This window comes from Serratia sp. BIGb0163, from assembly GCF_024809935.1.
In the GTDB taxonomy this organism is placed as follows: domain Bacteria; phylum Pseudomonadota; class Gammaproteobacteria; order Enterobacterales; family Enterobacteriaceae; genus Serratia; species Serratia quinivorans.
Genome location: NZ_JANUDZ010000001.1, coordinates 613,923 through 638,544, shown reverse-complemented (window position 1 = coordinate 638,544; position 24,622 = coordinate 613,923). Strand labels below are relative to the sequence as shown.

Here is a 24,622-nt window from a genome sequence, read left to right as displayed (position 1 = left end):
TCCTGACAGGAGTTCCCCCCCTATTTATCACGGTTCAGGAGGACGTCATGAGGCAGCTATTTACCCCCATTGCGCTGGGAAAACTGAATTTACCCAACCGTATTATTATTGCACCGATGTGCCAATATTCTGCCGACCACGGCAAAGCCACCGAGTGGCATACCCTGCATCTTGGGCATCTGTCCTTGTCCGGTGCCGGCCTGCTGATTGTCGAAGCCAGCTCGGTCGCCCCCGAAGGGCGCATTACGCCCAGCGACCTCGGTTTGTGGGACGAGGCTACCGGGGCGGATGCTCAGCGCCCATCCCGGCATTCGGTAAACCCGGAAATCACCGTTCCCGCAGCCAGGGCGATACCCGCCACCAGCAGCAACGGATTAAACTGCAGATGCGCACCCAGGCTGCCCAGCAGTGCTCCGCTGACCAACAATCCTGCACTCAACCATGTAGCCAACATAAGATCTCCCTAATAAATTGCGCAAGATAATACGCGTCTGTCGAGTATGAATTTTATCCTTTAGAGCCATTTAGCTTAATTTCCAGCCACTTTATATCCGTTCATCATTAAAAATGATGTTTTAATGCGGTGCCTTTTCACGTTCTTCGATAAAAATGCCACAATAGCCGGTTATAAACGGCAGAAAATAAACGTTTGGTCAAAAATCCTTCGCAGGAGAGACCATTCGAGAACTCTGTTATTATCATTAAATGACTGCTTCTAAGCTGAGAACACATGACTCAAGTTCCTTCTTTTAATCGCTCTTTACTGCATCCGCGTTATTGGCTCACCTGGCTCGGCATTGGTTTGCTTTACCTGTTGGTCTTGCTGCCTTATCCGATTATCTATCGCCTCGGCACCTCACTGGGCCGTTTTTCCATGCGATTTCTCAAGCGCCGCGTGGCAATAGCCCAACGTAATCTGGTGCTGTGCTTCCCGGACATGCCGCAAGCCGAACGCGATGCGTTGGTGGTGCAAAATTTTGAATCCGTCGGTATGGGCCTGTTTGAAACCGGTATGGCGTGGTTTTGGCCAAACTGGCGTATCGAACGCTGGTTCCAGGTTAGCGGGCTGGAACATATTCAGAAGGCACGAGACAACCATCAGGGGGTTTTGCTGATCGGTCTGCACTTCCTGACGCTGGAACTGGGTGCCCGTATCTTTGGCATTCATAATCCAGGCATCGGCGTTTACCGGCCGCATGATAACAAGCTGATGGACTGGCTGCAGACCTGGGGTCGCATGCGTTCCAACAAATCGATGCTGGACCGTAAGGACGTAAAAGGCATGATCCGCGCGCTAAAGCAGGGGGACATCATCTGGTACGCCCCAGACCATGACTATGGCCCACGCAGCAGCGTGTTCGCCCCACTGTTCGCCGTAGAGAAAGCCGCCACCACCACCGGCAGCTACGTGCTGGTGAGAATGGGCAAGCCGGCCATTATTCCCTTTACCCCGCGCCGCCTGCCGGATGCCAAAGGGTATGAGCTGATTATGCAGCCGGCGGTGGAAAACTTCCCGCTGGATAATGAGCTCGATGCCGCCGCCTTTATGAATAAGGTGGTGGAGAAGGAAATCCTGATGGCGCCGGATCAGTACATGTGGCTGCACCGCCGCTTCAAAACCCGGCCGGAAGGCGAGCCTTCACTTTACTGACTTCTGACCCGCCGTTTGGCGGGTTAGTTTTTTATGCCGCAGAGCTTGAGAATCGGCAGTAACGGTGGGATGGTAAAGCCTTCGTAGTTCATCCTGGAGCCGTTATGTACATCGTTAGCCTGACCTACCATCGCCCGATAGAAGAAGTCGACAGCCACCTCGAGGGGCATATCGCCTGGCTGAAAAAATATTTCCAGGACGGTACCTTCATTGCCTCCGGCCGTAAGAACCCGCGCACCGGTGGTGTGATCCTGGTAAAAGGTATCGAGCGTGCGCAGTTGGACATCATTGTCGGGCAAGATCCTTTCAACGCCGTAGCCCACTATGAAATTACCGATGTCGCCCTCTCCACCACCTCCAGCGGTTTTGAACTGCTTGCCGGGCTTTAAATTCGCCTTTTTCCGCGCGTACAGCGCGGAATACTGCCAATATTCTATTTTTAAAACTTTTTTTCATTTCCGGTATATCTCACCCCACATCAATTGATGCCACCTATAATTAAGCGCATACTTACCAGGCTAACTTTTTTGCTTTGCACGATTGACTGCTCTTGCAAACATAGCCCTCTACCTTACGCAACAGGAACTTATGGCTCCGGCACCCGAACTCATCAACTGGAAACGCAATCTTTTTGTCGCCTGGCTGGGGTGTTTCCTCACCGGTGCCGCCTTCAGTCTGATCATGCCATTCCTGCCGCTGTATGTAGAAACCCTCGGTGTTACCGGCCACCAGGCACTGAATATGTGGTCTGGGCTGGTATTTAGCATTACCTTCCTGTTCTCTGCGATTGCCTCCCCATTCTGGGGCGGTTTGGCCGATCGCCGGGGGCGCAAGCTGATGCTGTTACGATCGGCATTGGGCATGTCGATAGTGATGCTGCTGATGGGCATGGCGCAGAATATTTGGCAGTTTTTGGCGCTACGCGCGGTGCTGGGCCTGCTCGGCGGTTTTATCCCCAACGCCAATGCGCTGATTGCCACACAGGTGCCGCGCAATCGCAGCGGTTGGGCACTGGGTACCCTGTCCACCGGCGGCGTCAGCGGTGCATTGATTGGGCCGCTGATTGGCGGCCTGCTAGCCGACCAGTATGGCCTGAGGCCGGTGTTCTACATTACCGCCGGTGTGCTGCTGACCTGCTTTGTTCTGACGCTGCTGTATGTCAAAGAGCAGTTCACCCCGGTGCAGAAAAAAGACATGCTGCACGCCCGTCAGGTCTTCGCGGCGCTAAAAAGCCCCAAGCTGATCCTCAGCCTGTTTGTCACCACCATGATTATTCAGATTGCCACCGGATCCATCGCACCGATCCTGACGCTGTACGTCCGTGATTTGGCCGGTGACATTCATAATCTGGCCTTTGTCAGCGGCCTGATCGCTTCAGTACCGGGCGTCGCCGCGCTAATGAGTGCGCCACGGCTGGGCAAACTGGGCGACAGGATCGGCCCGGAGCGTATTCTGGTGTTTATGCTGATCGTATCGGTGCTGTTACTGATCCCGATGGCGTTTGTGCAAACCCCGTGGCAACTCGGCGTACTTCGCTTCCTGCTAGGCGCTGCCGATGGCGCACTGCTGCCGGCGGTACAAACCTTGCTGATCTACAACTGCACCAATCAGGTTGCCGGGCGGATCTTCAGCTATAACCAATCGTTCCGCGATATCGGCAACGTCAGTGGCCCGTTAATGGGGGCCGCCGTCTCCGCCAGTTATGGCTTCCGTGCAGTATTCTGCGTCACCGCTCTGGTGGTGCTGTTCAACGCCGTTTATTCCTGGTGGTGTTTGCAACGTCGCCCGACGCGAATGAGAGAAGACACCCTGCAGGAAGAGTAATAGCCGTATTTATCACCACTTCCTTCACTAAAATGGGTCGACGGCCCGTTTACCCTACTTTTAGTATTGATACCTTTCACACCCGTCTTGCCGGCCCTCTTCAGATAAATCTTAGTTTAATTGATTGTTTTTAAAAAAGTTATTAACTTTTAGCGCAATAAACCACCTGTCAATAACATTCCCTCCGCAACCAACATAAAAACCAGGAAAGGAGATGTTTGTCGACTTTTCATCTAAAAAATGGGATACAGGGACTAGACAAAACCACCATCCAGTTATCAAATGGTTAAATAATATCACGCTCAATGTAAACCATTGGCCAAGTGAAAAAAGGCCGACGCGCTTTCCACGGTTAACGGGCGCTGCGGCTGCGGTTTTGTCGGGTAATCCGCACTGGGTGGATCACCTTCCTTAAATACACATACATACCACAGTATAAGCTGCATAAATGCGGCACATTTTATTGGGAAGACGTTATGCAATCCTCTGTTAATAACCAAGAAAGCCGGACCTTCTTCGGCCACCCTTATCCGCTGGGATCCCTGTTCTTTACCGAAATGTGGGAGCGGTTCTCGTTTTACGGCATTCGCCCATTACTGATCCTGTTTATGGCCGCGACGGTCTATGACGGCGGCATGGGGCTGGCACGTGAGAATGCCTCGGCAATTGTCGGTATTTTTGCCGGCAGCATGTATCTGGCGGCCCTGCCGGGCGGCTGGTTGGCCGATAACTGGCTGGGCCAGCAAAAAGCGGTCTGGTACGGCTCGATTCTGATCGCTCTCGGCCACCTGTCGATCGCACTGTCCGCCTTTATGGGCAACAACCTGTTCTTTATCGGCCTGATGTTTATTGTGTTGGGTTCCGGCCTGTTCAAAACCTGTATCTCGGTGATGGTCGGTACGCTCTACAAGAAAGGCGACAACCGCCGCGACGGTGGCTTCTCGCTGTTCTATATGGGCATCAACATGGGCTCGTTTATCGCCCCGCTGATCTCTGGCTGGCTGATTCGATCCCACGGCTGGCACTGGGGCTTCGGCATCGGCGGTATCGGTATGCTGGTGGCGTTGGTGATCTTCCGCGTCTTTGCCGTACCGGCAATGAAGCGCTATGACAGCGAAGTGGGCCTGGACTCCACCTGGAACAGCCCGGTCGCCAAGAAAAACGGTGTCGGTGCCTGGCTGATTGCGCTGGCGGTCGGCGTGGCAGTGGTTATCACCCTGATTGCCCAGGGCATCATTGTGATTAACCCGGTAGCCGTGGCCAGTATGCTGGTTTACGTGATTGCTGCTTCGGTCACCCTGTACTTCATTTATCTGTTTGTGTTTGCCGGCCTGAGCCGTAAAGAGCGCGCCCGCCTGTTGGTCTGCTTTATCCTGCTGGTATCCGCGGCCTTCTTCTGGTCAGCCTTCGAACAGAAACCGACCTCGTTCAACCTGTTCGCCAACGACTATACCAACCGGATGATTGGCGACTTCGAGATCCCGGCGGTGTGGTTCCAGTCCATCAACGCCCTGTTCATTATCCTGCTGGCTCCGGTATTTAGCTGGGCATGGCCGGCTCTGGCGCGTAATAAAGTGCGCCTGAGCAGTATCACCAAGTTTGTTATCGGTATTCTGTTTGCCGCTGCGGGCTTTGGCCTGATGATGCTGGCCGCACAGAACGTGCTGAGCAACGGTGGTGCCGGCGTATCTCCGTTGTGGCTGGTGGGCAGTATTTTGATGCTGACGCTGGGCGAACTGTGCCTTAGCCCGATTGGGCTGGCAACCATGACCCTGCTGGCACCGGAAAGAATGCGCGGCCAAATGATGGGCCTGTGGTTCTGTGCCAGCGCACTGGGTAACCTGGCGGCCGGTCTGATTGGCGGCCATGTTAAAGCCGACCAGCTGGACATGCTGCCAGACCTGTTCGCACGCTGCTCGATTGCTCTGCTGATCTGTGCTGCGGTGCTGACCCTGCTGATCGTCCCGATCCGCCGGATGATGGAAAATACTCAGGGTAAAAGCGCACAGAAACCGGCAACCAACGCCTGATAACCGCTTCGCTTTACCCTTCAGCCAGCGCCCGGTGCGCTGGCTTTTTTTATTGTTCCCACGCCCGCTGTTGTAACACCACCCGGTAACCGTCCAGATCTTCGAACGTCCGTCCGCTATTGTCCCAATAGGGATTGTATGCCACGACGTGCCGAAAACCGGCGGCCAGCATTCGCTGACATCCAATCAGCCAATCCTTTTCATCCGGCAAGTAAAATACCATCAGATGATCCTGTGTCGGCGCCTTCCCCACTTTAACACCGCGATGGTGGGTAAACTCAAGGTGATAGCCGTGCTGCGGATGCCCAACCATCACGCCGTCGAATCCCTGATGATCGTCAAATTCGCCCAGCCGTTCGAACCCCAGTCCCTGACAATACATGGTAGCAATTTCCTGCAGACAGTCGGTCGGACGTGCAATACGCAGCACCGCGTTGGCTATTGGCATTATTTTCTCCGTATCAAGATGAACTCATACAGCGCCATGCCCACCAGCATGGCCGCCACGAACTGCCAGCCGGCCGAAGAACCGGCACCGGCGAGTACCCAGGCCGGTCCGGGGCAAATACCCGCCATGCCCCAGCCGATACCAAACAGCGCACTGCCTGCCAGCAAACGGCCATCGAGGCGGCGGTTGGCTGGGATCTGCATCTCTTCCCCCAACAAGGTACGCTGTCGCCTGCGCGCCCAGTAAAATGCCGGAGCGGCCACCGCAATGGCGCCCACCATCACCAGAGCCAATGAGGGATCCCAGTGGCCGGTAATATCGAGAAACGCCAATACTTTGGCCGGATTGGCCATCCCAGCAACGATCAGACCGAGGCCAAAAATGGCGCCACTCAGCAAAGCAAACAGGTATCTGAACATGCGATTAGCCTCCCACCCAGTGACGGACTGCCCATACCGTGGCAAAACCCAACAGCATAAATACCGCCGTGGCCGCCAGCGAACGCGGCGCCAGTCTCGCCGTGCCGCAAACCCCATGGCCGCTGGTGCAACCGCCACCCAACCGGGTACCCAAGCCAACCAACAAGCCGGCCAGCATCAGCCACAAGCTGCTGCCGCTGACCGCCATGGCCGGTAAGGGGACGGCGATACCATACAACCAGGGTGAAGCCAGCAACCCGACAAGAAATGCGACTCGCCAGGCTTTCTCTTTACCCTGGGGTGTCAACAGACCGCCGGTAATGCCGCTAATACCGGCGATACGGCCGTTAAACATCAGCAGCAGTACCACCGCGACGCCAATAATGCCTCCGCCGGCCAGGGCAGATACGGGCGTAAAATGCAGCCAGTCAATGGTCATGATGTCTCTCCCGATTGTGGGCAATAGAGTTGGTACAGGGTGTTAAGTACTGCCAATGCCTTTTCATCACTTACGGCGTAGTAAATTTGCTTGCCTACACGACGGGTTGACACCAGCCCTTCCTGACGCAATACGCCCAACTGTTGTGAAAGCGTCGGCTGACGAATTTCCAACGCTTGCGCCAACTCCCCCACCGACATCTCGCCCTGGCTGAGCTGGCACAGTAGCAGTAGTCGATCCTCATTACCCAGCGTCCGCAGTAATGCTCCGGCCTGCGCCGCTGCCTGCCGCATGCTGTCGATATCCATTACTTCCCTCAACAATTTATAAAATAATATATTGTATATTTATAAACTATATTCCTCCACCGCACCATAGGCTGGTGCGAAAGGTTTCAGCATGGCATGCTGCCGTTACGATTTTTCCGCGGACAGGGGATGCCCCGAACAATGCTGCTTTTCCATGACGCTGTGCCCGCCAACCGGTCGATTGTGCCGGTTGCCAAAGATTATCAGCACGGCGATTTCGAGCCGCCCCACTACCATGACTGTGCGCAACTGATTCATAGCCTCAGCGGTGTGGTGCAGGTCAATACTCGTCAGGGAAGTTGGGTGGTGCCCCCCGGACGCGGCGTCTGGCTACCGGCGAGGGTTGAACACAGCCTGCGTATCACCGGCAAGGTGGCGGCAAGAGCGCTGTTGGTCGATCCGCTGGCGCGTGCCGATCTGCCGGCCTGTTGTGAAGTGGTACAGGTTTCCCCGTTACTGCGTGAGCTGATTATCTGCGCGATGGATATCACGGCTGATTACCCCGTAGGGGGACGTGAAGAGCGAATAATGGAGTTGATCCTGGATGAGCTGCGCGTGCTGCCTATTTTGCCGCTGAATTTACCTGAGCCGCGTACTGAAGCCCTGCTGAGGCTGTGCCGGCATATTCAGCAATCGCTGGCCCATCCCTGGGAATTAGAGCAGGCGGCCGGTTATATCAGTGTTAGCGGCCGCACGCTGTCACGGCGCTTTCAGCGTGAAACCGGGCTGCGCTTCGGTGATTGGGTACGCCGCGCCCGTCTGCTGGCGGCATTGAACGCCCTGGCCGCCGGGCATTCTGTGCTGGAAGTGGCGCTGAGTCTGGGTTACGACAGCCCCAGTGCTTTCAGCGCCATGTTCCGTCGCCTGCTGGGCGTTGCGCCCAGTGCTTATTTTGCCAAATAGCGTGCGGCAACGTTGAACAGTGCCTGCAACGAGGCGCTGGCGGAATCGACGTCGATGCCCACGCCATAAGCCGCCTCACCGTGCGCTAGCGTACAGCGGATATAGGCAACGGCGCGACTCTGGCTCTGATGTCCCAGCGTGTGCTCGTGGTAATCCTCTATCGCCAGGCTCAGACCAAAGCGCTGACGCAGTGCATCTACCGCGCTGGATAACAAACCGTTCCCTACCCCCAACAGCCGCTGCTGTTGCCCATCGAACAACACCCGGGCGCTGAAGCTGTAGGCTTCGACGCTGTGGCTCTCGGTCTGGTAGCTCAGCAATTGCAGGCGCGGTTGCTCAACCAGCCCATAGCTGAGGCGAAACAGTCGCCACAGCTCTGCCGTGGTCATTTCTTTGCCGCTGCCGTCGGTAGATTGTTGCACCACCTTGCTGAAATCAATCTGCAGGCCGCGCGGTAACGACAACCCATGGTTCTGTTCCAGCAGCCAGGCCGCTCCGCTTTTGCCTGACTGGCTGTTAACCCGGATCACCGCTTCATAACTGCAACCAACGTCCGCCGGATCGAGCGGCAGATAAGGCACCTGCCACAGACCGTCCTGCCGTTGCTGCTGGGCGGCGAAGCCCTTTTTGATTGCATCCTGATGCGAGCCGGAAAAAGCGGTGAAAACCAGTTCACCGGCATAAGGATGACGCGGATGTACCGGCAGCTGGTTGCACTGCTCCACCACCTCCACCACTTGCTTCAACTGGCTGAAGTCCAGACCCGGCGCGATGCCCTGGGTATACAGATTGAGCGCCAACGTCACCAGGTCAACATTGCCGGTGCGCTCGCCGTTGCCGAACAGGCAACCTTCCACCCGATCGGCCCCCGCCAGCATCGCCAGTTCGGCACAGGCCACCCCGGTGCCGCGATCGTTATGCGGATGCACGCTGATGGTCACCCGATTTCGCTGACTGAAGCGCCGACAAAACCATTCAATCTGGTCGGCATAAACGTTCGGCGTACTGACTTCCACCGTCGCCGGCAGGTTGATGATCATCGGTCGCCCTGGGCCAGGCTGCCAAACATCCGCCACCGCTTCGCAAATCTCCAGCGCAAACTCCAGTTCGGTAAAACAGAAGGTTTCCGGCGAATACTCGAAGGTCCAGGCAGTTTCCGGCTGCTGCTCGCACTGCTGACGAATACGCAGCGCACCATTGACCGCCAGCGCCACCGTCGCCGCCTTGTCCTGTTTGAAGACAATGTCACGGAACATCGGCGCGGTGGCGTTATACAAATGCACAATAGCCCGTGGTGCCCCTCGCAGTGCCTCAAAGGTGCGATCGATCAGGTCGTCACGCGATTGGGTCAAGACCTGAATGCTGACATCGTCCGGGATCAACTGTTCATCGATCAACGAGCGGACAAAATCAAAGTCGGTTTGTGACGCCGAAGGAAAAGCCACCTCAATCTCTTTGAACCCGCACTGCAACAGCAGTTGGTAGAATTGGCGCTTGCGGGCGTTATCCATCGGCTCCGCCAGCGCCTGATTGCCATCACGCAGATCGCTGGAACACCAGCGCGGTGCCTGCTGCAAGGTGCGACCCGGCCACTGGCGCTCCGGCAAAGCCACCGGTGGGAACGGACGATATTTAATTGAAGGGTTGGTTAACATGGCACTCTCCTGGGCTGTCATAAGCGATGCCTTATTATTTCCTACCGGGAAATAGCTTGCTCTCGCCTGGCAGACAACCATCGTCGCAAAACGGACAACAAAAAAATTTGCATCCTGCGCCAGTGCAGCAACAATTAGTTTTGACGTCAGTCATGGCGCTTTGGCCCTGCCAAAATCCTTTCGTTACCCTTACCACTGGAGACGACTATGAGCCTGTATGCAACCCTGGAAGATGCTATTGAAGCGGCGCGCGAGGAGTTTATTGAATCCGCCGAGAGCGGTAGCGACGATCAGCCGCCGGCAGTGCAACAATTCAATCTGCAAAAATACGTGATGCTGGATGGTGATACCATGTGGCAGGCCGAGTTTTTTGAACAAGAAGGCGAGTCGGTCGAATGCCTGACACTACGCAGCGGTGCGGCGGCCCAGGCTATTTTTGACGGTGATTATGACGAAATCGAAATTAGTGCCGAATGGATAGAAGAAAACACGCTGCACGAGTGGGAAGAAGGTGATTTCCAACTCGATCCGCCGTTGGATACCGAAGAGGGCCAGACCGCCGCCGACGAGTGGGATGAACGTTGAATGATAGCGGGCGGGAGCGAGTAAAATCCCGCCCATAAACCCCCCATAATTTTCCGAGAGGCAGCATGATTATCCGCCAGGCGCAACCCGAAGATTACCCCGCTATTTTGCAACTGCAAACACAAAATACCCCCGCAAATTTAAGCGACAGCCAAAAGCGTCAGGGTTTTATTGTTTCGAGCATGAACGAAGCTCAGGTAGCCCACATTAACCAGGGCCTCGGTATTCTGGTGGCGGTTGAAGACCAAACGTTGGCCGGCTTTGTTTGCCTGATGACCACGGACGCGCAGCCGCGCCCGCCGGTAGTGGATGCGATGCTGGAAAAACTGGCCGGCGAGTCATTCAACGGACGGCCTTTGAGTGAACAACGGGTATTTATGTACGGGCCGGTGTGCCTAGATCCCGCCTGGCGCGGTAAAGGCGTACTGAAGCAGTTGTTCGCCGCCGTCAAAGCGCACACCCGGGAGAAATTCGACGTTGGCGCCCTGTTTATTGACGACAACAACCCGCATTCACTGGCTGCCCACCAGCAAGGATTAAAGATGACGGTGCTGGCGCCCTTCCACTGCGGCCCACATGGCTACCAGCTGCTGGTGTTTACCACTCGGGAACAGACTTATTCGTAAGGCCCGTGCTGTGCATCAAACGGCAGCATAAAAGTATCCACCACCATCGACAGCGGCACATCGATCACCGTGACATAGCGCCAGGGAGTATCGCGCAGATCCCATTGCACACCCGGGTAATATTGATGGCCGTGCCCGGCGCCTGGCACTGTGCGGCTGATAATACTGCCGCAGCCGGTTAACAGCGCCACGCCTGTTGCCAATAATGCCAGCCGAAGAAAAGAAGAGAGATTCACCAAATTGACTCTTAGCCCTGGTTGTTCTGAAAGTAAACAACGCCCGGCGCGAATGTTAACATAGTTTTTTCCTTGCAGATCGTCAGCATTGCGTCAGCGAAGAGCCAAAAAAAACGGGGAACACGCTGTGCGCATTCCCCGTTTGGGCTACCCGGTCAACGCTTAGCGCTGACCTTGCGGATGAGCCCGTTCATTGTGTGGCAATTGCTGGTAATGCTCACGCCAGGCGGCACCTTCCGGCAACAACCAGACACGTTGATGCAGGCGCGACAAGGCAACGGGATCGCTCAACAGTTCCAGGCGTTTGCCCTTCACCAATTTCTCCGGCCCCAGTTGCAACGCCTCATTCACCCGCTCTTCACGATTGCGCTCGATAGCACCACGCAGATGGTGACGCGCAGTTGCCAGCGCAGCCGCCAAAGCATTGAACGACGGGTTAACCACGGCGTGCATAAAGCCATTGGCCAGTGCACGTTCACGGTTAAGCTGCAGATACTCTTCGGTCGCCAGCAGTTCACGCGGAGGAGAATACTCTTCCGGGATCAGGAACAGTTTGGCGCGCTTGCTCTTGATCCCCAGCGTCGCACGGCTCGACAGAGACGAAACGATCGGTGACAGGATCAGTGAGAAGACGATTGGCGACAACCACCACAGGAAGCGCAAATCCAGCCAGGCCATACCCCCCGCCCAGACCAGACCGAGCAGCATCTGTGAACCATGGCGCTTAAAGGCTTCGCTCCATGGCGTGTCATCATCGTCACGCTGCGGAGAATTCCACACCACTTCCCAACCGAGGAAGGCGCTGACCACGAACACCGTGTGGAACAACATCCGTACCGGTGCCAACAGCACCGAGAACAGCATTTCCAACAGCATCGACAGGAACAGACGCACACCACCACCGTATTCTTTGGCACCCTTCGCCCAGATCAGCACGATACTGAGCAGCTTGGGCAGGAACAAAAGCACCAGAGTGGTAGAGAACAGCGCTATTGCCAGTTCAGGACGCCACTGCGGCCAGACCGGGAACAGCTGACGCGGCTGCAGGAAGTACTGCGGCTCCATCAGGGTATGCACCACCTGCAACGCGGTGGACAACGCCAGGAACATAAACCACAGCGGCGCCGACAGATAGGACATCACACCGGTCAGGAACACCGCACGGTGCACCGGGTGCATGCCCTTCACCAGGAACAGACGGAAGTTCATCAGGTTACCGTGGCACCAGCGACGGTCACGTTTCAGTTCATCCAGCAGGTTAGGCGGCAATTCTTCGTAACTGCCCGGCAGATCATAAGCAATCCACACGCCCCAACCGGCACGACGCATCAGCGCGGCTTCCACAAAGTCATGCGACAAGATGGATCCGGCAAAGGAGCCTTCACCCGGCAACGGTGCCAGTGCGCAGTGCTCGATAAACGGCTTCACGCGGATAATCGCGTTGTGACCCCAGTAGTGCGACTCGCCCAATTGCCAGAAGTGCAGGCCAGCGGTAAACAGCGGCCCGTAGACCCGGGTGGCAAACTGCTGCACACGGGCATACAGCGTATCCATACCCGAAGCTTTCGGCGCAGACTGAATGATGCCGGCGTTCGGGTTGGCTTCCATCAGGCGCACCAAACCGGTGAGACACTCGCCGCTCATCACGCTATCGGCGTCCAGGATCACCATATAGCTGTACTCGCCACCCCAGCGACGGCAGAAGTCGTCGATGTTGCCGCTTTTACGTTTCACGCGGCGACGGCGGCGGCGATAGAAGATACGGCCATGGCCATCTACGTCACGGCACAGTTCCATCCAGGCCTTCTGTTCCGCCATGCAGATATCCGGGTCGTAGCTGTCGCTCAGCACGTAGATATCGAAATGTTCAAGCTGGCCGGTGGCGGCAACCGACTCATAGGTCGCGCGCAGGCCGGCGAACACCCGTTCGACGTCTTCGTTACAGATCGGCATGATCAACGCGGTGCGGTGCGCCGGATTGATTGGCTCATCGCCCTTGATGGTGGAGGAGATACTGTATTTGTCTTTGCCGATCAGCAGTTGCAGGAAGCCCATCAGCGCAGTCCAGAAACCGGCCGATACCCAACAGAACAAAATGGCAAACAGGATCAGAATGCCGGTTTGCAATACGTAAGGCAACAGTTGCAACACAGACTGCATCAAGTCCTGATCCAACATCGCCATAGGATCGATCAGCGCCCAGCCCTGATACGGCAAGATGGTTTTCATGTACCAGGTAGCGATACCGGTCTGCACCAGCATCAGCACCAACAGCACATAACGGCGCATCGAACCGACCACGCGCCAGCGGTTTTCCGCGGCGGCTTCTTCTTTGGAAGCATGGCGGTTGTGCGGTGAACGCCCCAGCAGAGAATCCCAGAAACGCGCCACCGGATTGGTACGCCAGGCTTCAGGGAACATGCTGGTACGTTTAATCGGTGGCGTGGCCTTCAAAATACTGCGGCCTTCCACGTCATTGTCAAAATCGTCGTCGCTGACCGCATCCGGCCAGGCGCTTTCGATACGCGCCTTGACCGAGGCCAACGCCACGTCATCCGCCGACAGCGTATTAACGTTGGCATCGGCGGCACCCATCTTGCGATGCAGTGCCTCCAGTGCCTCGGCGTCATCCGCTCCAGGCTGGGGGTTAAGCGCCTCCGACCGCTCAGCGGTCAGAGGCATTGCCGCAAGATAATCCTGGGCAAGTTGAGTAGGCTTATTCATTGGCAGGTAGCTGATAGCTCCAGGTTTCCGACAGGGTCTTATCACCATTGACCAGCGCGGCGCGCATTTCTACCGGCTTCTTGTCGTCTTTCACTTTCAGACGCAGCGTCAGGCGCCAGCCTTTGGTCACTGGATTATAGCGGACATTGTTTTCTACCATTTCACCGTTATCACCGATGCTTACCTGAGCGGCAACCGGCGTAGCACCATCCAGGCCTTTCAGTACCGGCCCGACGAAGTCAACCAGGAATGCCACGCTGCCGTCTGGCTCGCGGATCAGGTTAGACTGCTTCACGTCACCGGTAGAGCGCATGGTCTGGCTGACGTAGGCAATATCCTGTGAATGCAACTTGTCTTCGTCACGGGTGAAATGCAGGCGATAGTTCAGCGCCAGCGGTGTCTTGGCATCCGGCAACACGTCTGGAGTCCAGAAAGCAACGATGTTGTCATTGGTTTCATCCGCCGTTGGGATTTCCACCAATTCAACTTTACCTTTGCCCCAGTCGCCACGCGGTTCAATCCAGGCGCTTGGACGCAGATCGTAACGATCGTCCAGATCTTCGTAATCCTTGAAGTTACGACCACGCTGCAGCAGACCGAAACCTTTAGGGTTCTCGACCTGATAGGTGCTGACGGACAAATGCTTCGGATTATTCAGCGGACGCCAGATCCACTCGCCGTTGCCGGCATGGATAGACAGACCGTTGGAATCATGCAACGCCGGACGGTAGTTCAGAGTTGGTGAAGGTTGGTTCGGCCCGAACAGGTACATGCTGGTCAGCGGTGCCATGCCCAGTTTGCCGACCTTGTCGCGCAGGAACACTTTAGACTCGACGTCTACCGTGGTATCGCGGCCCGGATAGACCACAAAACGGTAAGCCCCGGTAGCGCGCGGTGAATCCAGCAGCGCGTAAATCACCAGGTGCTTGTCGCCCTGCTTCGGACGTTCAACCCAGAATTCGCGGAAACGCGGGAACTCTTCACCGGATGGCAAGGCGGTATCAATGGCCAGACCACGGGCGGAAATCCCGTAAACCTGCCCTTTACCTACCACGCGGAAATAGCTCGCGCCCAGCAGGCTCATAATTTCGTCGTTCTTATCCGCACTGTTGATCGGATAAATCACCTTGAAACCGGCGAAGCCGAGGTTTTTTACCGAATCCGGATCGTGCTTCACCGAACCAAAGTTGAAGTAGTCCGGGCTGTACTTGATCTGCTTGACGGTGGTCGAGGTGACCTCGTTGATTTTCACCGGCGTGTCGAAGTACATCCCCTGATGATAAAACTCAAGCTTGAATGGGGTTTTCAGCTTGCTCCAATAGGCTTTATCGTGATTGAACTGAATTTGCTGATAGTCCGCGAATTTCATCTCACGGAATTGAGAAGGAAGGTTGCTTTTCGGAGCCTCGAAGCCTTTCCCTGCCAGATCCTGCGCCTGCTTGGCCACATCATCAATAGAAAAAGCCCATGCTGGCGAAGTCAACAGCGTGAACAATACGGTCGCACCTAACCAACGTACGCTCGCGGCGCGTGGTTTCTTGGATAATATATTAACTAGCACATCCCCCCCTATTCGTGTGCTCAAATCATTTAAATCCATATTAATGGATTATTCAGCTTTCCGACAACATGATAAATGGATGGTTCATGTTTATGGCTCATTGTTTAAGCAGCTGACTAAACACCAGCGTAGCAAGCCCCGCAACAAGACGCTATGGAAAAATGTGAAACGCTATAGTAGGGTTTGAGGTTCGATTTAACCATTGCCGACTTATTAAGCGTGTTAATGACCATTCGATAAAATCATCAGCGGTAAACTATGACTAAAGGCAGCAACCAACGCGAGTTTTTCCTCGATTCGATCCGGGCTTATTTGATGCTGCTCGGCATCCCTTTTCATCTGTCCCTGATCTATTCCAGCCATGCCTGGGCGGTGAACAGTGCTACCCCTTCCTTCTCGCTGACAGTGCTGAACGACTTCATCCATGCCTTCCGCATGCAGGTGTTCTTTGTGATTTCCGGCTACTTCTCATACCTGCTCTATGAGCGTTATGAACGCCATAAGTGGTTGAAGGTAAGGCTGGAGCGGGTGGCGATCCCGCTGCTGAGTTCGATCCCGTTAATAACGGTGCCACAGTTTTTCATGCTGAAATACTTCACCGATAAATTAAACGGCTGGGAAAATTTTTCGCTCTACCAGAAAATAAATGTAACAGTTTGGGAGCTGGTTTCTCACCTGTGGTTTTTATTAACGCTGTCATTACTGACGACCCTTTGCTTTTACCTGTTCAAAAAAATCAAGGCCATTAAAAGTAATACCCCGCCCTATCCAATAAATAAAATGACTGGATTAGGAAATATCTCACTGTTCTTTCTTGTTTATGCTTTATTCTATTCGACCGGGCACCGTATTATTTTAATTTTTGCGCCGTATTTACTCTCCAATGGCCTGTTCAATTTCGTGGTCATGGAGACGATGTTCTACCTGCCGTTCTTCATCCTTGGCGCTTACGCCTTCAAGTACGTGTGGTTGAAAGAGATTTTCCTCAAACCCTCTGTCTGGTCACTGCTCGGTTCACTGCTGCTGTTCATTGCCTACATGCTGAATCAGAAGTATCTGGCCCACAGCAGCTATATGTTTGAACTGGAAGTGCTGATCAAAACCCTGCTGGGGATCCTGATGGCCAACGTGGTTTTCTCATTTGGACATAGCCTGCTGAATTATCACTCGCCACGAATCACTTATCTGGTCAACGCCTCGCTGTTTATATATCTGGTGCACCATCCACTGACCCTGATATATGGTGCGTTTGTGACACCACATATCGACAATAACCTGCTGGGCTTCGCGCTGGGTTTGGTGTTTGTCTTCTCCTGTGCCTTCGCCTTATATGAGCTGCACAAACGCGTCCCATTGCTCCGCTTTCTGTTCTCCGGAAAACCGCAATAACTCCACCGCCCGGCCAGAGTTGCGACTTGCCGGGCCAACTCACTGTCATACTCCTATAGATCAGTACCAGTATCATTCGCTCTCCCCCCCTGAACTTCCATTTCAGCCGTTGAGCACACATTGCTCACCCCGCTGGTGAAAGTTAAGGCAAAGTTATGCTGGAGCATATTGCCGCTAGTTGTTATAACTGCAATGCATAAGTGGAAATCCACATCCCTGCCTTACGGTAGCGATTGGGCTCAATGAACCCTGAGGGACGGCGTTGTCGTTTTCATTGCGGCAATGTTTGCAGTATCTCCCTTCCGTCACGACAGAGAGGATTTTTAATGACTGATAAAGACACTTCGGCTCCGGAAGCCGTACCAGAAAATGCCACCCTGCTGAAAATTCTGGGTCGGTTGCTTTCCGCACTGGATGCATCAATCAGCGGCAAGGACCGCAGCATTCTGGTCACCGAGCTTTCCAGCCTTAACCTTGACGGCATTTCAGAGTCAGAACGAAAACTGGCTGCCGAGCTGATCAAGCGGGCTTTGCAATCACTCGATCATTAATAACACCACGCCTGCAAACCATTAAGCCTCCTCGCGGGGGTTTAATGGTTTTTCCTTCTCGCCAGTTTATTGTTCGCATAGAACCACAGTAAGCTGATAACTATAGATAAAAGCGAGAAGTTCATCGTTTTCTCCCCACTTCCTCACACTTTCTCCCTTAAATGACAATAAATGCCAAACTGTTTTCGAATCACCCTTGGCGTTTTACCTAAAAAACAGGCTATCATCATGGGGTATCTGCGCCCGCGCGCAACGCCTTTCCCCCAGCCTGCAGGAGAACGTTATTTTGGATGCCAGCACCATTAACAGTTTGTTCATCATCGGTGCCGTGTTGGTGGGAGCAAGTATTCTTCTCAGTTCATTTTCTTCACGCCTGGGTATTCCCATTCTGGTGATCTTCCTCGCTATCGGCATGCTGGCGGGGGTCGATGGTCCGGGCGGTATCGTTTTCAGTAATTACCCGGTGGCCTATCTGGTCAGTAACCTGGCACTGGCCGTGATCCTGCTCGATGGCGGCATGCGCACCCGCGTCAGTTCATTTCGTGTGGCACTTTGGCCGGCACTTTCCCTCGCCACCGTTGGCGTGGTGATCACCGCCGGGCTGACCGGGCTGGCTGCCGCCTGGTTGTTCAACCTCGATCTGCTACAGGGTATGCTGATTGGGGCCATTATCGGCTCCACCGACGCCGCAGCGGTATTTTCACTCCTCGGCGGTAAAGGGCTTAACGAACGCGTCAGCGCCACGCTGGAAATTGAGTCCGGTAGCAACGATCCGATGGCGGTGTTTCTTACCATCACCCTGATTGCGATGATCTCCGCCGGCGAAACCACGCTAAGCTGGATGTTCCCTGTCCATCTGCTTCAGCAGTTTGGTATGGGCATTGTTTTTGGGCTGGGCGGCGGCTGGCTGCTGCTGACCTTGATCAACCACATCAAACTGGCCGAAGGTCTCTACCCACTGCTGGCCGTCAGCGGCGGCATTTTGATTTTTGCGCTGACCACTGCGCTGGATGGTAGCGGCATACTGGCGGTGTATCTGTGTGGGTTGACGCTGGGCAACCGGCCAATCCGTAACCGACACGGCATTGTCCAAACCTTTGACGGTCTGGCCTGGCTGAGCCAGATCGGCATGTTCCTGGTGCTGGGGTTGCTGCTCAACCCGCACGAGTTGTTACCTATTGCCATCCCTGCCCTGCTGCTGTCGTTATGGATGATCCTGTTCGCCCGGCCGCTTTCCGTGTTTATCGGGTTACTGCCGTTTCGCAGTTTTACTCTCCGTGAACGCAGCTTTATTTCCTGGGTCGGTCTGCGCGGCGCCGTACCGGTTATTTTGGCCGTATTCCCGATGATGGCCGGGTTGCCAAATGCGCAGCTGTTCTTCAACGTGGCCTTTTTTGTGGTGCTGGTTTCACTGTTGTTGCAAGGCACGACACTGTCGTTCGCCGCGAAGAAAGCCAAGGTTATAGTACCGCCGGCCCTGGCGCCTATTTCACGGGTCGGGTTGGACGTACACCCGGAAAACCAATGGGAACAGTTCGTTTATCAGCTCTCGTCGGAAAACTGGTGTGTGGGTGCTGCACTGCGTGAATTGAAAATGCCACCCGGCACGCGTATTGCCGCACTGTTCCGTGGCAAAGAGTTGTTGCACCCTAGCGGGAGCACGCGGTTGCGCGAAGATGACATTCTGTGCGTTATCGGCCACGAGCATGACCTGCCAGTGCTGGGTAAACTGTTTAGCCAGGCGCCGGTGGTCACAATGGATGAGCGTTTCTTCGGCGACTTTATCCTGCAGTCGGACGCACGCCTGAGCGATATTTCGCAGGTGTATGGGCTTAACCTGCAAGAAGGTGTGGACGAACAACAAACACTGGGCCAATTCGTCATTAAACTGATTGGCGGCGAACCCGTGGTAGGCGATCAGGTCGAATGGGATGGCCTGACCTGGACCATAGCCGAGATGGATGGCAATGCCATCAGTAAAATCGGCGTAAAAATTGTGACTGACTGACCCGCCCTCGACACCGGTCGCTGTGTGGCAATCCCCGCAGCGACCGCCTCAAAACAGACGGAACTTATAGACCCGGAAAGGTTCTTAAACTCTGTGATTATCAAAACCGGGCGTTTAGCCCCGACGTTTTAACCTTTACTCTGGGAACGCTGCATAGCGGTGATGGGTATTGATTTGAACAGTAAAACTCGATTTCTATCGGCCATGCTGGGGATCGCACTGACGGTCATTGTGCTGGATCTGGGTATCGCCGATTTGGTCCACAGGCTCTTAATTGGATAATTTTAACGTGGCACAGCAGCAACAAGAAAAAGACATTCTGGGCAAGATACTGATTACCGTCTCCGCACTCTGCCTGATTACCGTGGCGGCGTTACTCATTTGGGGTTTTGTGCTGGATTAACGCCCCGCCTGACGAGCGCAATCTTCGCCAATAAAAAAACCGCCGCAGCGGTTTTTTTATTGGCGATGGCGATCAGATCTTGCAGCCTTCGCAATCTGCCTCATCCTCAAGGATCTCTGGCAGTTCTTTTACTTTCTGCGCCGCTTTCTCTTCTGCCTGCGCCAATTCGGCATCGATATCAAAATCGAAAATATCATCACTCATGGTAAATTCCTCACGCTTAACTGGCTTCAATGCGTGAGTATAATCGACAACTCTTCAGCCGCAAACCCTTCAGTTGAGCACCGCCACCTGCGGCTGTTCATCCTGTGGCTTCTTTGAATACGCCAGATCGTAAACGTCATAGAAATCAATTTCGCCTTTATTGGCGATGATTTCCTGCATACGTGTTTTCATCGCTGTCCCGATCGAGGGTTCATCCAACAACGCCTTCACCGACTGCGGCGACAGTGCGCGAGTGAAATACCACTCGCCGTTATAGCATACGCGCAGATCAAGCACGCCGATGTCCTCAAAGCGATACACCGGTTTGATTTCAATCAGCAGCATGGCGAACATGAACAACACAAAGGCGGTGAAAGCCAGGAAGGAGATGAAGCCCATATAGGGAACCTGATACATCACGGCGATCACGGCAAAATAGCCGGCAAACATGGCGAGACACAGATAACGGTGATCGCGGGCAAACTCACTGTTAAAACGCAGTTTACCGTCGCGCCCTTCCTGCCTGTTGATCCGCTCGATTTCTTTTACCAAGATGCTTTTAATCGCGTCCATCGCTACAACCTTATGCCTGGGGGACATTATTGCCATCAATAATCATTCCTCAAACTAACACAAGTACAGTTTGCGCAGGTAGATCAGTTAAGCAATTTTAAATGGGTAACTGTTATACCTCTAATGGCTAACGTTGCAGGGAATTTTTACCTTGGGCAAACATAAACATCCGCTGAGCGATATCGTCAGCCTGTTTGATTTTTTGCTTTTGCGGCTCGTTGCAGCGCTGGATGGCACGAGCATAGGCCAGCTCATGCGCCTGGTCGATCATCGCGATAATCTTGTCGCGATCCTGTTTATCCAGATTGCCGAGCATGGTGGTGATAATCGCCTGATAGGCGTTGGAGGCGGCGGTCAGCGACTTTTCTCTGGCTTCAAGTATCGCTACGCGTTGCATTAATTCCTGCAGTTGATCGGACTCTGACATAGCGATCTCCTGTTGCCGGGCAGCATACCTGCCTGATTACAGTTTAGCAAAGATCGCTGGAACGGAAGAAAACATAAAGAAAGGAAGATAAACGGTTACGGTAAAGCACACCCGAAAAACCCAATAAGGAGCCGATAGTGCAAATCAACCCGGGTGCACTTTACGGTAACGGTTCACAAAAGGAAGCTGGCGCGCTATGCAGGACTCGAACCCGCGTCTATCAATTTTGTAGCCAATAAAGCATTTTAAAACCAACCACTCTGCCAACTGAGTTAATAGCGCATTCCTTTGCTTCGGGATGTCATTATCCATATTAATGTTATGGATTCAAGTTTTGGTACTATGAACCGCTGCATTTGCAGAGAAATCTTATATTTTTGACTATTTCGCACACAGATGGATGATTACTTTCATTTTGTGATAGTTGACCATTGAAACTTTTATTTGGCCGTCTGCGGCATGTTTATTGTTAGTTAAAGCGCTGGATGCCACTATAGCGCCTTCTGGGATCATCGTTTTCTGTTACGGATAACACAATGAAAGTCACTCCGCGCCGCTTGGCGTTTATCCTGATCGGTGCTCTGCTGGTCATTATTGCCCTGGTGGTATTCTCTTTACAAAGCCCCCCGCAAGCCGCTTCGGTGACCGCACCGGTTCGTCTGGGCGATATTGAAAATGCCGTACTGGCCACCGGCAAACTTGATGCGATAGAACGGGTCAACGTCGGTGCACAGGTCTCCGGCCAGGTCAAATCCCTGAAGGTCAAACTTGGCGACAAGGTCACCAAAGGCCAACCTATTGCCGATATCGACGATCTGCCACAACGCAACGACCTGCGTAACGCCGAAGCGGCGCTGAACGTCGCCAAGGCAGATTTGCAGGCCAAACAGGCACTGTTGAAACAGGCTGAGTCCCGCTTTAAACGCCAAAAGCGCATGTTGAGTGATGAAGCCGGCTCCCGCGAAGATTTTGAGACGGCAGAGGCCACGCTCGCCGCCACCCGCGCCGAACTGATCGCGTTGAATGCTCGCATCGTGCAGGCACAGATTGAAGTAGACAAGAAAAAGGTCGACCTGAGTTACACCCGTATTCTGGCGCCGATGGATGGCATCGTTATCGCGGTGATTACTCAGCAAGGCCAAACGGTGAATGCCAACCAGAGCGCGCCCACCATCGTCAAACTGGCGCAGTTGGACGTAATGACCATCAAGGCGCAGATTTCCGAGGCCGACATTACCCGCGTTTCTCAGGGGCAAAAGGCCTACTTCACCATTTTCTCCGAACCCGATAAACGTTACGACGCCACGCTGCGCACCGTTGAACTGGCGCCAGAATCGGTGATGAAAGACGATTCAGTCTCCGGTAGCAGTTCGTCCTCCGGCTCCGGTAGCTCCAATGCTTCGGTGTATTACAACGCCTTGCTGGACGTCCCAAACCCGGATAACCGGCTGCGGATTGCCATGACGGCGCAAGTTTCATTGCTGCTCGGCGAGGCGAAAAACGCACTGTTGGTACCGATCCAGGCGGTACATAAAACCGCAGATAATAAGCAACAGGTACAAGTGCTGACCGGGGACAACCGGTTGGAAATGCGCGAGGTGAAAACCGGCATTACCAATAACGTCGATATTCAAATCCTGTCCGGATTGAAGGCAGGTGAAAACGTGGTGCTGGTACAGGAAAATACCAAACCTGGCGAGGAAGGTCTCTCACTGTGAACGCTATCATTGAGCTGAAAGGCATCGGCCGCACCTACACCAACAGCAGCCAGCCGCTCACCGTCCTGAAAGACATTAACCTCAGCATCGCTGCCGGGGAGTTGGTCGCTATCATTGGTGCTTCTGGCTCAGGCAAATCCACACTGATGAACATCATTGGCTGTCTGGACGTGCCGGACCAGGGCGACTATTACATCAACGGCCAAAACGCGGCTCATCTATCGCCGGACCAACTGGCCAGGCTTCGCCGCGAACACATTGGTTTTATCTTCCAGCGTTATCATTTAATGCCGGATATCAGCGCGCTGGGCAACGTCGAGATCCCTGCGATTTACGCCAACAGCAAGCGAGACCAACGCCGACTGCGTGCGGCGCAACTATTGGCGCGACTGGGGCTGGAAGGTCGTGAACACCATAAACCCGGTCAACTCTCCGGCGGCCAGCAACAGCGCGTCAGTATCGCACGTTCGTTAATCAACGGGGCTGAAATTATCCTGGCGGATGAGCCCACCGGCGCCCTGGACACCCGATCGGGTCAGGAAGTGCTGGAGATCCTCAGCGAACTTAATCAGCGCGGCCATACGGTAGTGATCGTCACTCACGATATGAAGGTGGCGCAGCACGCACAGCGCATTATCGAACTGCAGGACGGCGAGATAGTCGCCGACAGTGGTCGTAAATCGGCACTTCCTTTGCCGGTAATGGAAAAGGCCCCACCGGTTGCTCAAGGCTACTGGCAGAGTCTGCTCGATCGCACCCGCGAATCGTTACAGATGGCGCTGAAGGCCATGAATGCCCATCGCTTGCGTACCGCACTGACCATGACCGGCATCATTTTCGGCATTGCTGCGGTGGTGACGGTGGTCGCGCTGGGTGAAGGTGCCAAGCAGCGCACGCTGGAGAGTATAAAAAGCCTGGGCACCAACGTGGTCAGCATCTACCCCGGCCGTGATTTCTTTGATGATGCCATCGACAGCATCCGCACTCTGGTACCGGCGGATGCCGACGCGCTGGCCCGCCAAAGCTTTGTCGATAGCGTCAGCCCTGAGGTCACTGCCTCAGACAGTATCCATTTTCGCAGTAAATCAGCCAACGCGTCGATCACTGGTGTTGGACGAGATTATTTACGCGTTAACGGGCTCACTCTGCTGCAGGGTCGCAATTTCCAGGACGACCGCAACGCTTTACAGGAAGTGATCATTGACGAAAACGCACGCCAGTCGTTGTTCGGTGATTTCGGCGTTGAGCCGCTAGGCCAGATCGTGTTTCTTGGCGCAGTACCGGCCCGGGTGATTGGCGTGGTTAAAAGTAATCAGGACTCTGCCCCCAACCGCATCAGAGTGTGGATGCCCTATACCACCGTCATGTACCGCATGGTGGGCCAAACCAAGTTGAGCAGCATCAGCGTAAGGTTGAAAGATGACGTTGCCAACGAAGCCGCTGTCACCGCCATTGAGCAGCTGCTGATCCAGCGTCACGGCGTTAAAGACTTTATGTTGTTCAACCTCGATAAATTCCGTAAGTCGATCGAACGAACGTCGATGACTCTCAGCCTGCTGATCCTGATGGTGGCCTCAATTTCCCTGATCATCGGCAGCCTCGGCGTGATGAACATCATGCTGGTCTCAGTGACCGAACGGACGCATGAAATCGGTGTGCGTATGGCCGTCGGCGCTCGTCGCAGCGACATTATGCAGCAATTTATGATCGAGGCGGTGCTGGTCTGCCTGATCGGTGGCGTACTGGGCATTTTACTGTCTTTCGCCGCCGGCTCGCTGTTCACTCTGCTGGCGGGCGGCATGCTCACCGCCATCTATTCCTGGCAGGCCGCCGCCGTGGCCTTTTGCTGCTCCACTCTGATCGGCATGATCTTCGGTTATCTCCCGGCCCGCAAAGCGGCGCGGATGGATCCGGTCATTTCACTGGCCAGCGAGTAACTT

At 54.5% G+C, this 24,622-nt stretch carries 24 protein-coding genes, 1 tRNA gene and 1 pseudogene; 14 read left to right on the top strand and 12 right to left on the bottom strand.

Features of this window, described 5'->3' with window-relative positions; genetic code table 11:
• Positions 1 to 47: 47 nt before the first annotated feature.
• The 5 genes and pseudogenes from M2406_RS02975 to M2406_RS02950 all read left to right on the top strand — a co-directional run.
• Positions 48 to 281: pseudogene (locus M2406_RS02975) on the top strand (oxidoreductase); the annotation flags it as partial.
• 449 nt (positions 282 to 730) lie between these two features.
• Positions 731 to 1,651: a Kdo(2)-lipid IV(A) acyltransferase gene (locus tag M2406_RS02965; protein ID WP_012006309.1), complete on the top strand. Its 921-nt coding sequence runs from the start codon at positions 731 to 733 to the stop codon at positions 1,649 to 1,651.
• A 104-nt stretch (positions 1,652 to 1,755) separates the two neighbouring features.
• Positions 1,756 to 2,040 (top strand): YciI family protein, encoded by a 285-nt coding sequence (locus tag M2406_RS02960; RefSeq protein ID WP_012006308.1) that lies wholly within the window; start codon positions 1,756 to 1,758, stop codon positions 2,038 to 2,040.
• A 199-nt stretch (positions 2,041 to 2,239) separates the two neighbouring features.
• Complete coding sequence (gene mdtG / locus M2406_RS02955) at positions 2,240 to 3,475, top strand: multidrug efflux MFS transporter MdtG (RefSeq protein WP_112362292.1); 1,236 nt, start codon at positions 2,240 to 2,242, stop codon at positions 3,473 to 3,475.
• A 476-nt stretch (positions 3,476 to 3,951) separates the two neighbouring features.
• Positions 3,952 to 5,505 (top strand): peptide MFS transporter, encoded by a 1,554-nt coding sequence (locus M2406_RS02950; RefSeq protein WP_017892406.1) that lies wholly within the window; start codon positions 3,952 to 3,954, stop codon positions 5,503 to 5,505.
• Positions 5,506 to 5,554: 49 nt separating this feature from the next.
• Here the strand turns inward: M2406_RS02950 and M2406_RS02945 are convergent, their stop codons facing one another.
• Genes M2406_RS02945 through M2406_RS02930 form a run of 4 tightly spaced genes read right to left on the bottom strand, consistent with a single transcriptional unit; the run spans position 5,555 to position 7,119 of the window.
• Positions 5,555 to 5,953: a VOC family protein gene (locus M2406_RS02945; protein WP_259188534.1), complete on the bottom strand. Its 399-nt coding sequence runs from the start codon at positions 5,951 to 5,953 to the stop codon at positions 5,555 to 5,557.
• Positions 5,953 to 6,372: a YeeE/YedE family protein gene (locus M2406_RS02940; RefSeq protein ID WP_017892404.1), complete on the bottom strand. Its 420-nt coding sequence runs from the start codon at positions 6,370 to 6,372 to the stop codon at positions 5,953 to 5,955. Before M2406_RS02940 ends, M2406_RS02945 begins: the two co-directional genes overlap by 1 nt.
• Positions 6,373 to 6,376: 4 nt before the next feature.
• Positions 6,377 to 6,811, bottom strand: coding sequence for a YeeE/YedE family protein (locus M2406_RS02935; protein ID WP_259188533.1), 435 nt, complete (start codon positions 6,809 to 6,811; stop codon positions 6,377 to 6,379).
• Positions 6,808 to 7,119, bottom strand: coding sequence for a helix-turn-helix transcriptional regulator (locus M2406_RS02930; protein WP_259188532.1), 312 nt, complete (start codon positions 7,117 to 7,119; stop codon positions 6,808 to 6,810). Before M2406_RS02930 ends, M2406_RS02935 begins: the two co-directional genes overlap by 4 nt.
• 141 nt (positions 7,120 to 7,260) lie before the next feature.
• On the opposite strand from M2406_RS02930, the gene M2406_RS02925 reads away from it, so the two are divergent.
• The gene (locus M2406_RS02925) at positions 7,261 to 8,022 is read left to right on the top strand and encodes a helix-turn-helix transcriptional regulator (RefSeq protein WP_012006301.1); all 762 of its coding nucleotides are present in this window, start codon (positions 7,261 to 7,263) and stop codon (positions 8,020 to 8,022) included.
• Here the strand turns inward: M2406_RS02925 and leuA are convergent.
• A complete protein-coding gene (leuA, locus tag M2406_RS02920) occupies positions 8,007 to 9,677 on the bottom strand; it encodes a 2-isopropylmalate synthase (RefSeq protein WP_017892401.1) in 1,671 nt (556 codons plus the stop codon). The two genes, M2406_RS02925 and leuA, sit on opposite strands and share 16 nt — an antisense overlap.
• 207 nt (positions 9,678 to 9,884) lie before the next feature.
• Here leuA and M2406_RS02915 point away from each other — a divergent pair, with 207 nt between their 5' ends.
• Both M2406_RS02915 and M2406_RS02910 read left to right on the top strand, forming a co-directional pair.
• Positions 9,885 to 10,262: a MysB family protein gene (locus M2406_RS02915; protein WP_012006299.1), complete on the top strand. Its 378-nt coding sequence runs from the start codon at positions 9,885 to 9,887 to the stop codon at positions 10,260 to 10,262.
• A gap of 65 nt (positions 10,263 to 10,327) precedes the next feature.
• Positions 10,328 to 10,888, top strand: coding sequence for a GNAT family N-acetyltransferase (locus M2406_RS02910; RefSeq protein WP_259188527.1), 561 nt, complete (start codon positions 10,328 to 10,330; stop codon positions 10,886 to 10,888).
• Here the strand turns inward: M2406_RS02910 and M2406_RS02905 are convergent.
• From M2406_RS02905 to mdoG, 3 genes are all read right to left on the bottom strand, one after another.
• On the bottom strand, positions 10,879 to 11,124 hold the full coding sequence (locus M2406_RS02905; protein WP_112362287.1) for a YceK/YidQ family lipoprotein: 246 nt from the start codon (positions 11,122 to 11,124) through the stop codon (positions 10,879 to 10,881). The genes M2406_RS02910 and M2406_RS02905 overlap by 10 nt on opposite strands.
• 162 nt (positions 11,125 to 11,286) lie before the next feature.
• Positions 11,287 to 13,848 (bottom strand): glucans biosynthesis glucosyltransferase MdoH, encoded by a 2,562-nt coding sequence (gene mdoH / locus M2406_RS02900; RefSeq protein ID WP_012006296.1) that lies wholly within the window; start codon positions 13,846 to 13,848, stop codon positions 11,287 to 11,289.
• Positions 13,841 to 15,409: a glucans biosynthesis protein MdoG gene (mdoG, locus tag M2406_RS02895; protein WP_012006295.1), complete on the bottom strand. Its 1,569-nt coding sequence runs from the start codon at positions 15,407 to 15,409 to the stop codon at positions 13,841 to 13,843. Before mdoG ends, mdoH begins: the two co-directional genes overlap by 8 nt.
• Positions 15,410 to 15,667: 258 nt before the next feature.
• Between mdoG and mdoC the strand changes: the two genes are divergently transcribed.
• From mdoC to M2406_RS02875, 4 genes are all read left to right on the top strand, one after another.
• Positions 15,668 to 16,798 carry a glucans biosynthesis protein MdoC gene (mdoC, locus tag M2406_RS02890; protein WP_259188519.1) on the top strand — a complete coding sequence of 377 codons (1,131 nt, stop codon included), beginning with the start codon at positions 15,668 to 15,670 and terminating at the stop codon, positions 16,796 to 16,798.
• Between the two features lie 326 nt (positions 16,799 to 17,124).
• Positions 17,125 to 17,349: a hypothetical protein gene (locus tag M2406_RS02885; RefSeq protein ID WP_017892394.1), complete on the top strand. Its 225-nt coding sequence runs from the start codon at positions 17,125 to 17,127 to the stop codon at positions 17,347 to 17,349.
• A gap of 286 nt (positions 17,350 to 17,635) precedes the next feature.
• Positions 17,636 to 19,357: a potassium/proton antiporter gene (locus M2406_RS02880; protein WP_012006292.1), complete on the top strand. Its 1,722-nt coding sequence runs from the start codon at positions 17,636 to 17,638 to the stop codon at positions 19,355 to 19,357.
• A gap of 274 nt (positions 19,358 to 19,631) precedes the next feature.
• Positions 19,632 to 19,760, top strand: a complete 129-nt coding sequence (locus M2406_RS02875; RefSeq protein ID WP_017892392.1) for a hypothetical protein — start codon at positions 19,632 to 19,634, stop codon at positions 19,758 to 19,760.
• A gap of 72 nt (positions 19,761 to 19,832) precedes the next feature.
• Here M2406_RS02875 and M2406_RS02870 read toward each other — a convergent pair whose 3' ends face one another.
• The 4 genes from M2406_RS02870 to M2406_RS02855 form a co-directional block, all read right to left on the bottom strand.
• On the bottom strand, positions 19,833 to 19,964 hold the full coding sequence (locus M2406_RS02870; protein ID WP_012006291.1) for a hypothetical protein: 132 nt from the start codon (positions 19,962 to 19,964) through the stop codon (positions 19,833 to 19,835).
• A gap of 69 nt (positions 19,965 to 20,033) precedes the next feature.
• Positions 20,034 to 20,537, bottom strand: a complete 504-nt coding sequence (locus M2406_RS02865; RefSeq protein WP_017892390.1) for a YlaC family protein — start codon at positions 20,535 to 20,537, stop codon at positions 20,034 to 20,036.
• A gap of 127 nt (positions 20,538 to 20,664) precedes the next feature.
• Complete coding sequence (locus tag M2406_RS02860; RefSeq protein ID WP_012006289.1) at positions 20,665 to 20,964, bottom strand: hypothetical protein; 300 nt, start codon at positions 20,962 to 20,964, stop codon at positions 20,665 to 20,667.
• A 187-nt stretch (positions 20,965 to 21,151) separates the two neighbouring features.
• Positions 21,152 to 21,246 (bottom strand) — tRNA-OTHER (locus M2406_RS02855).
• A gap of 254 nt (positions 21,247 to 21,500) precedes the next feature.
• Between M2406_RS02855 and M2406_RS02850 the strand changes: the two genes are divergently transcribed.
• The gene (locus M2406_RS02850) at positions 21,501 to 22,682 is read left to right on the top strand and encodes an efflux RND transporter periplasmic adaptor subunit (RefSeq protein ID WP_012006288.1); all 1,182 of its coding nucleotides are present in this window, start codon (positions 21,501 to 21,503) and stop codon (positions 22,680 to 22,682) included.
• On the top strand, positions 22,679 to 24,619 hold the full coding sequence (locus M2406_RS02845) for a MacB family efflux pump subunit (protein WP_259188514.1): 1,941 nt from the start codon (positions 22,679 to 22,681) through the stop codon (positions 24,617 to 24,619). Before M2406_RS02850 ends, M2406_RS02845 begins: the two co-directional genes overlap by 4 nt.
• Positions 24,620 to 24,622 lie beyond the last annotated feature (3 nt).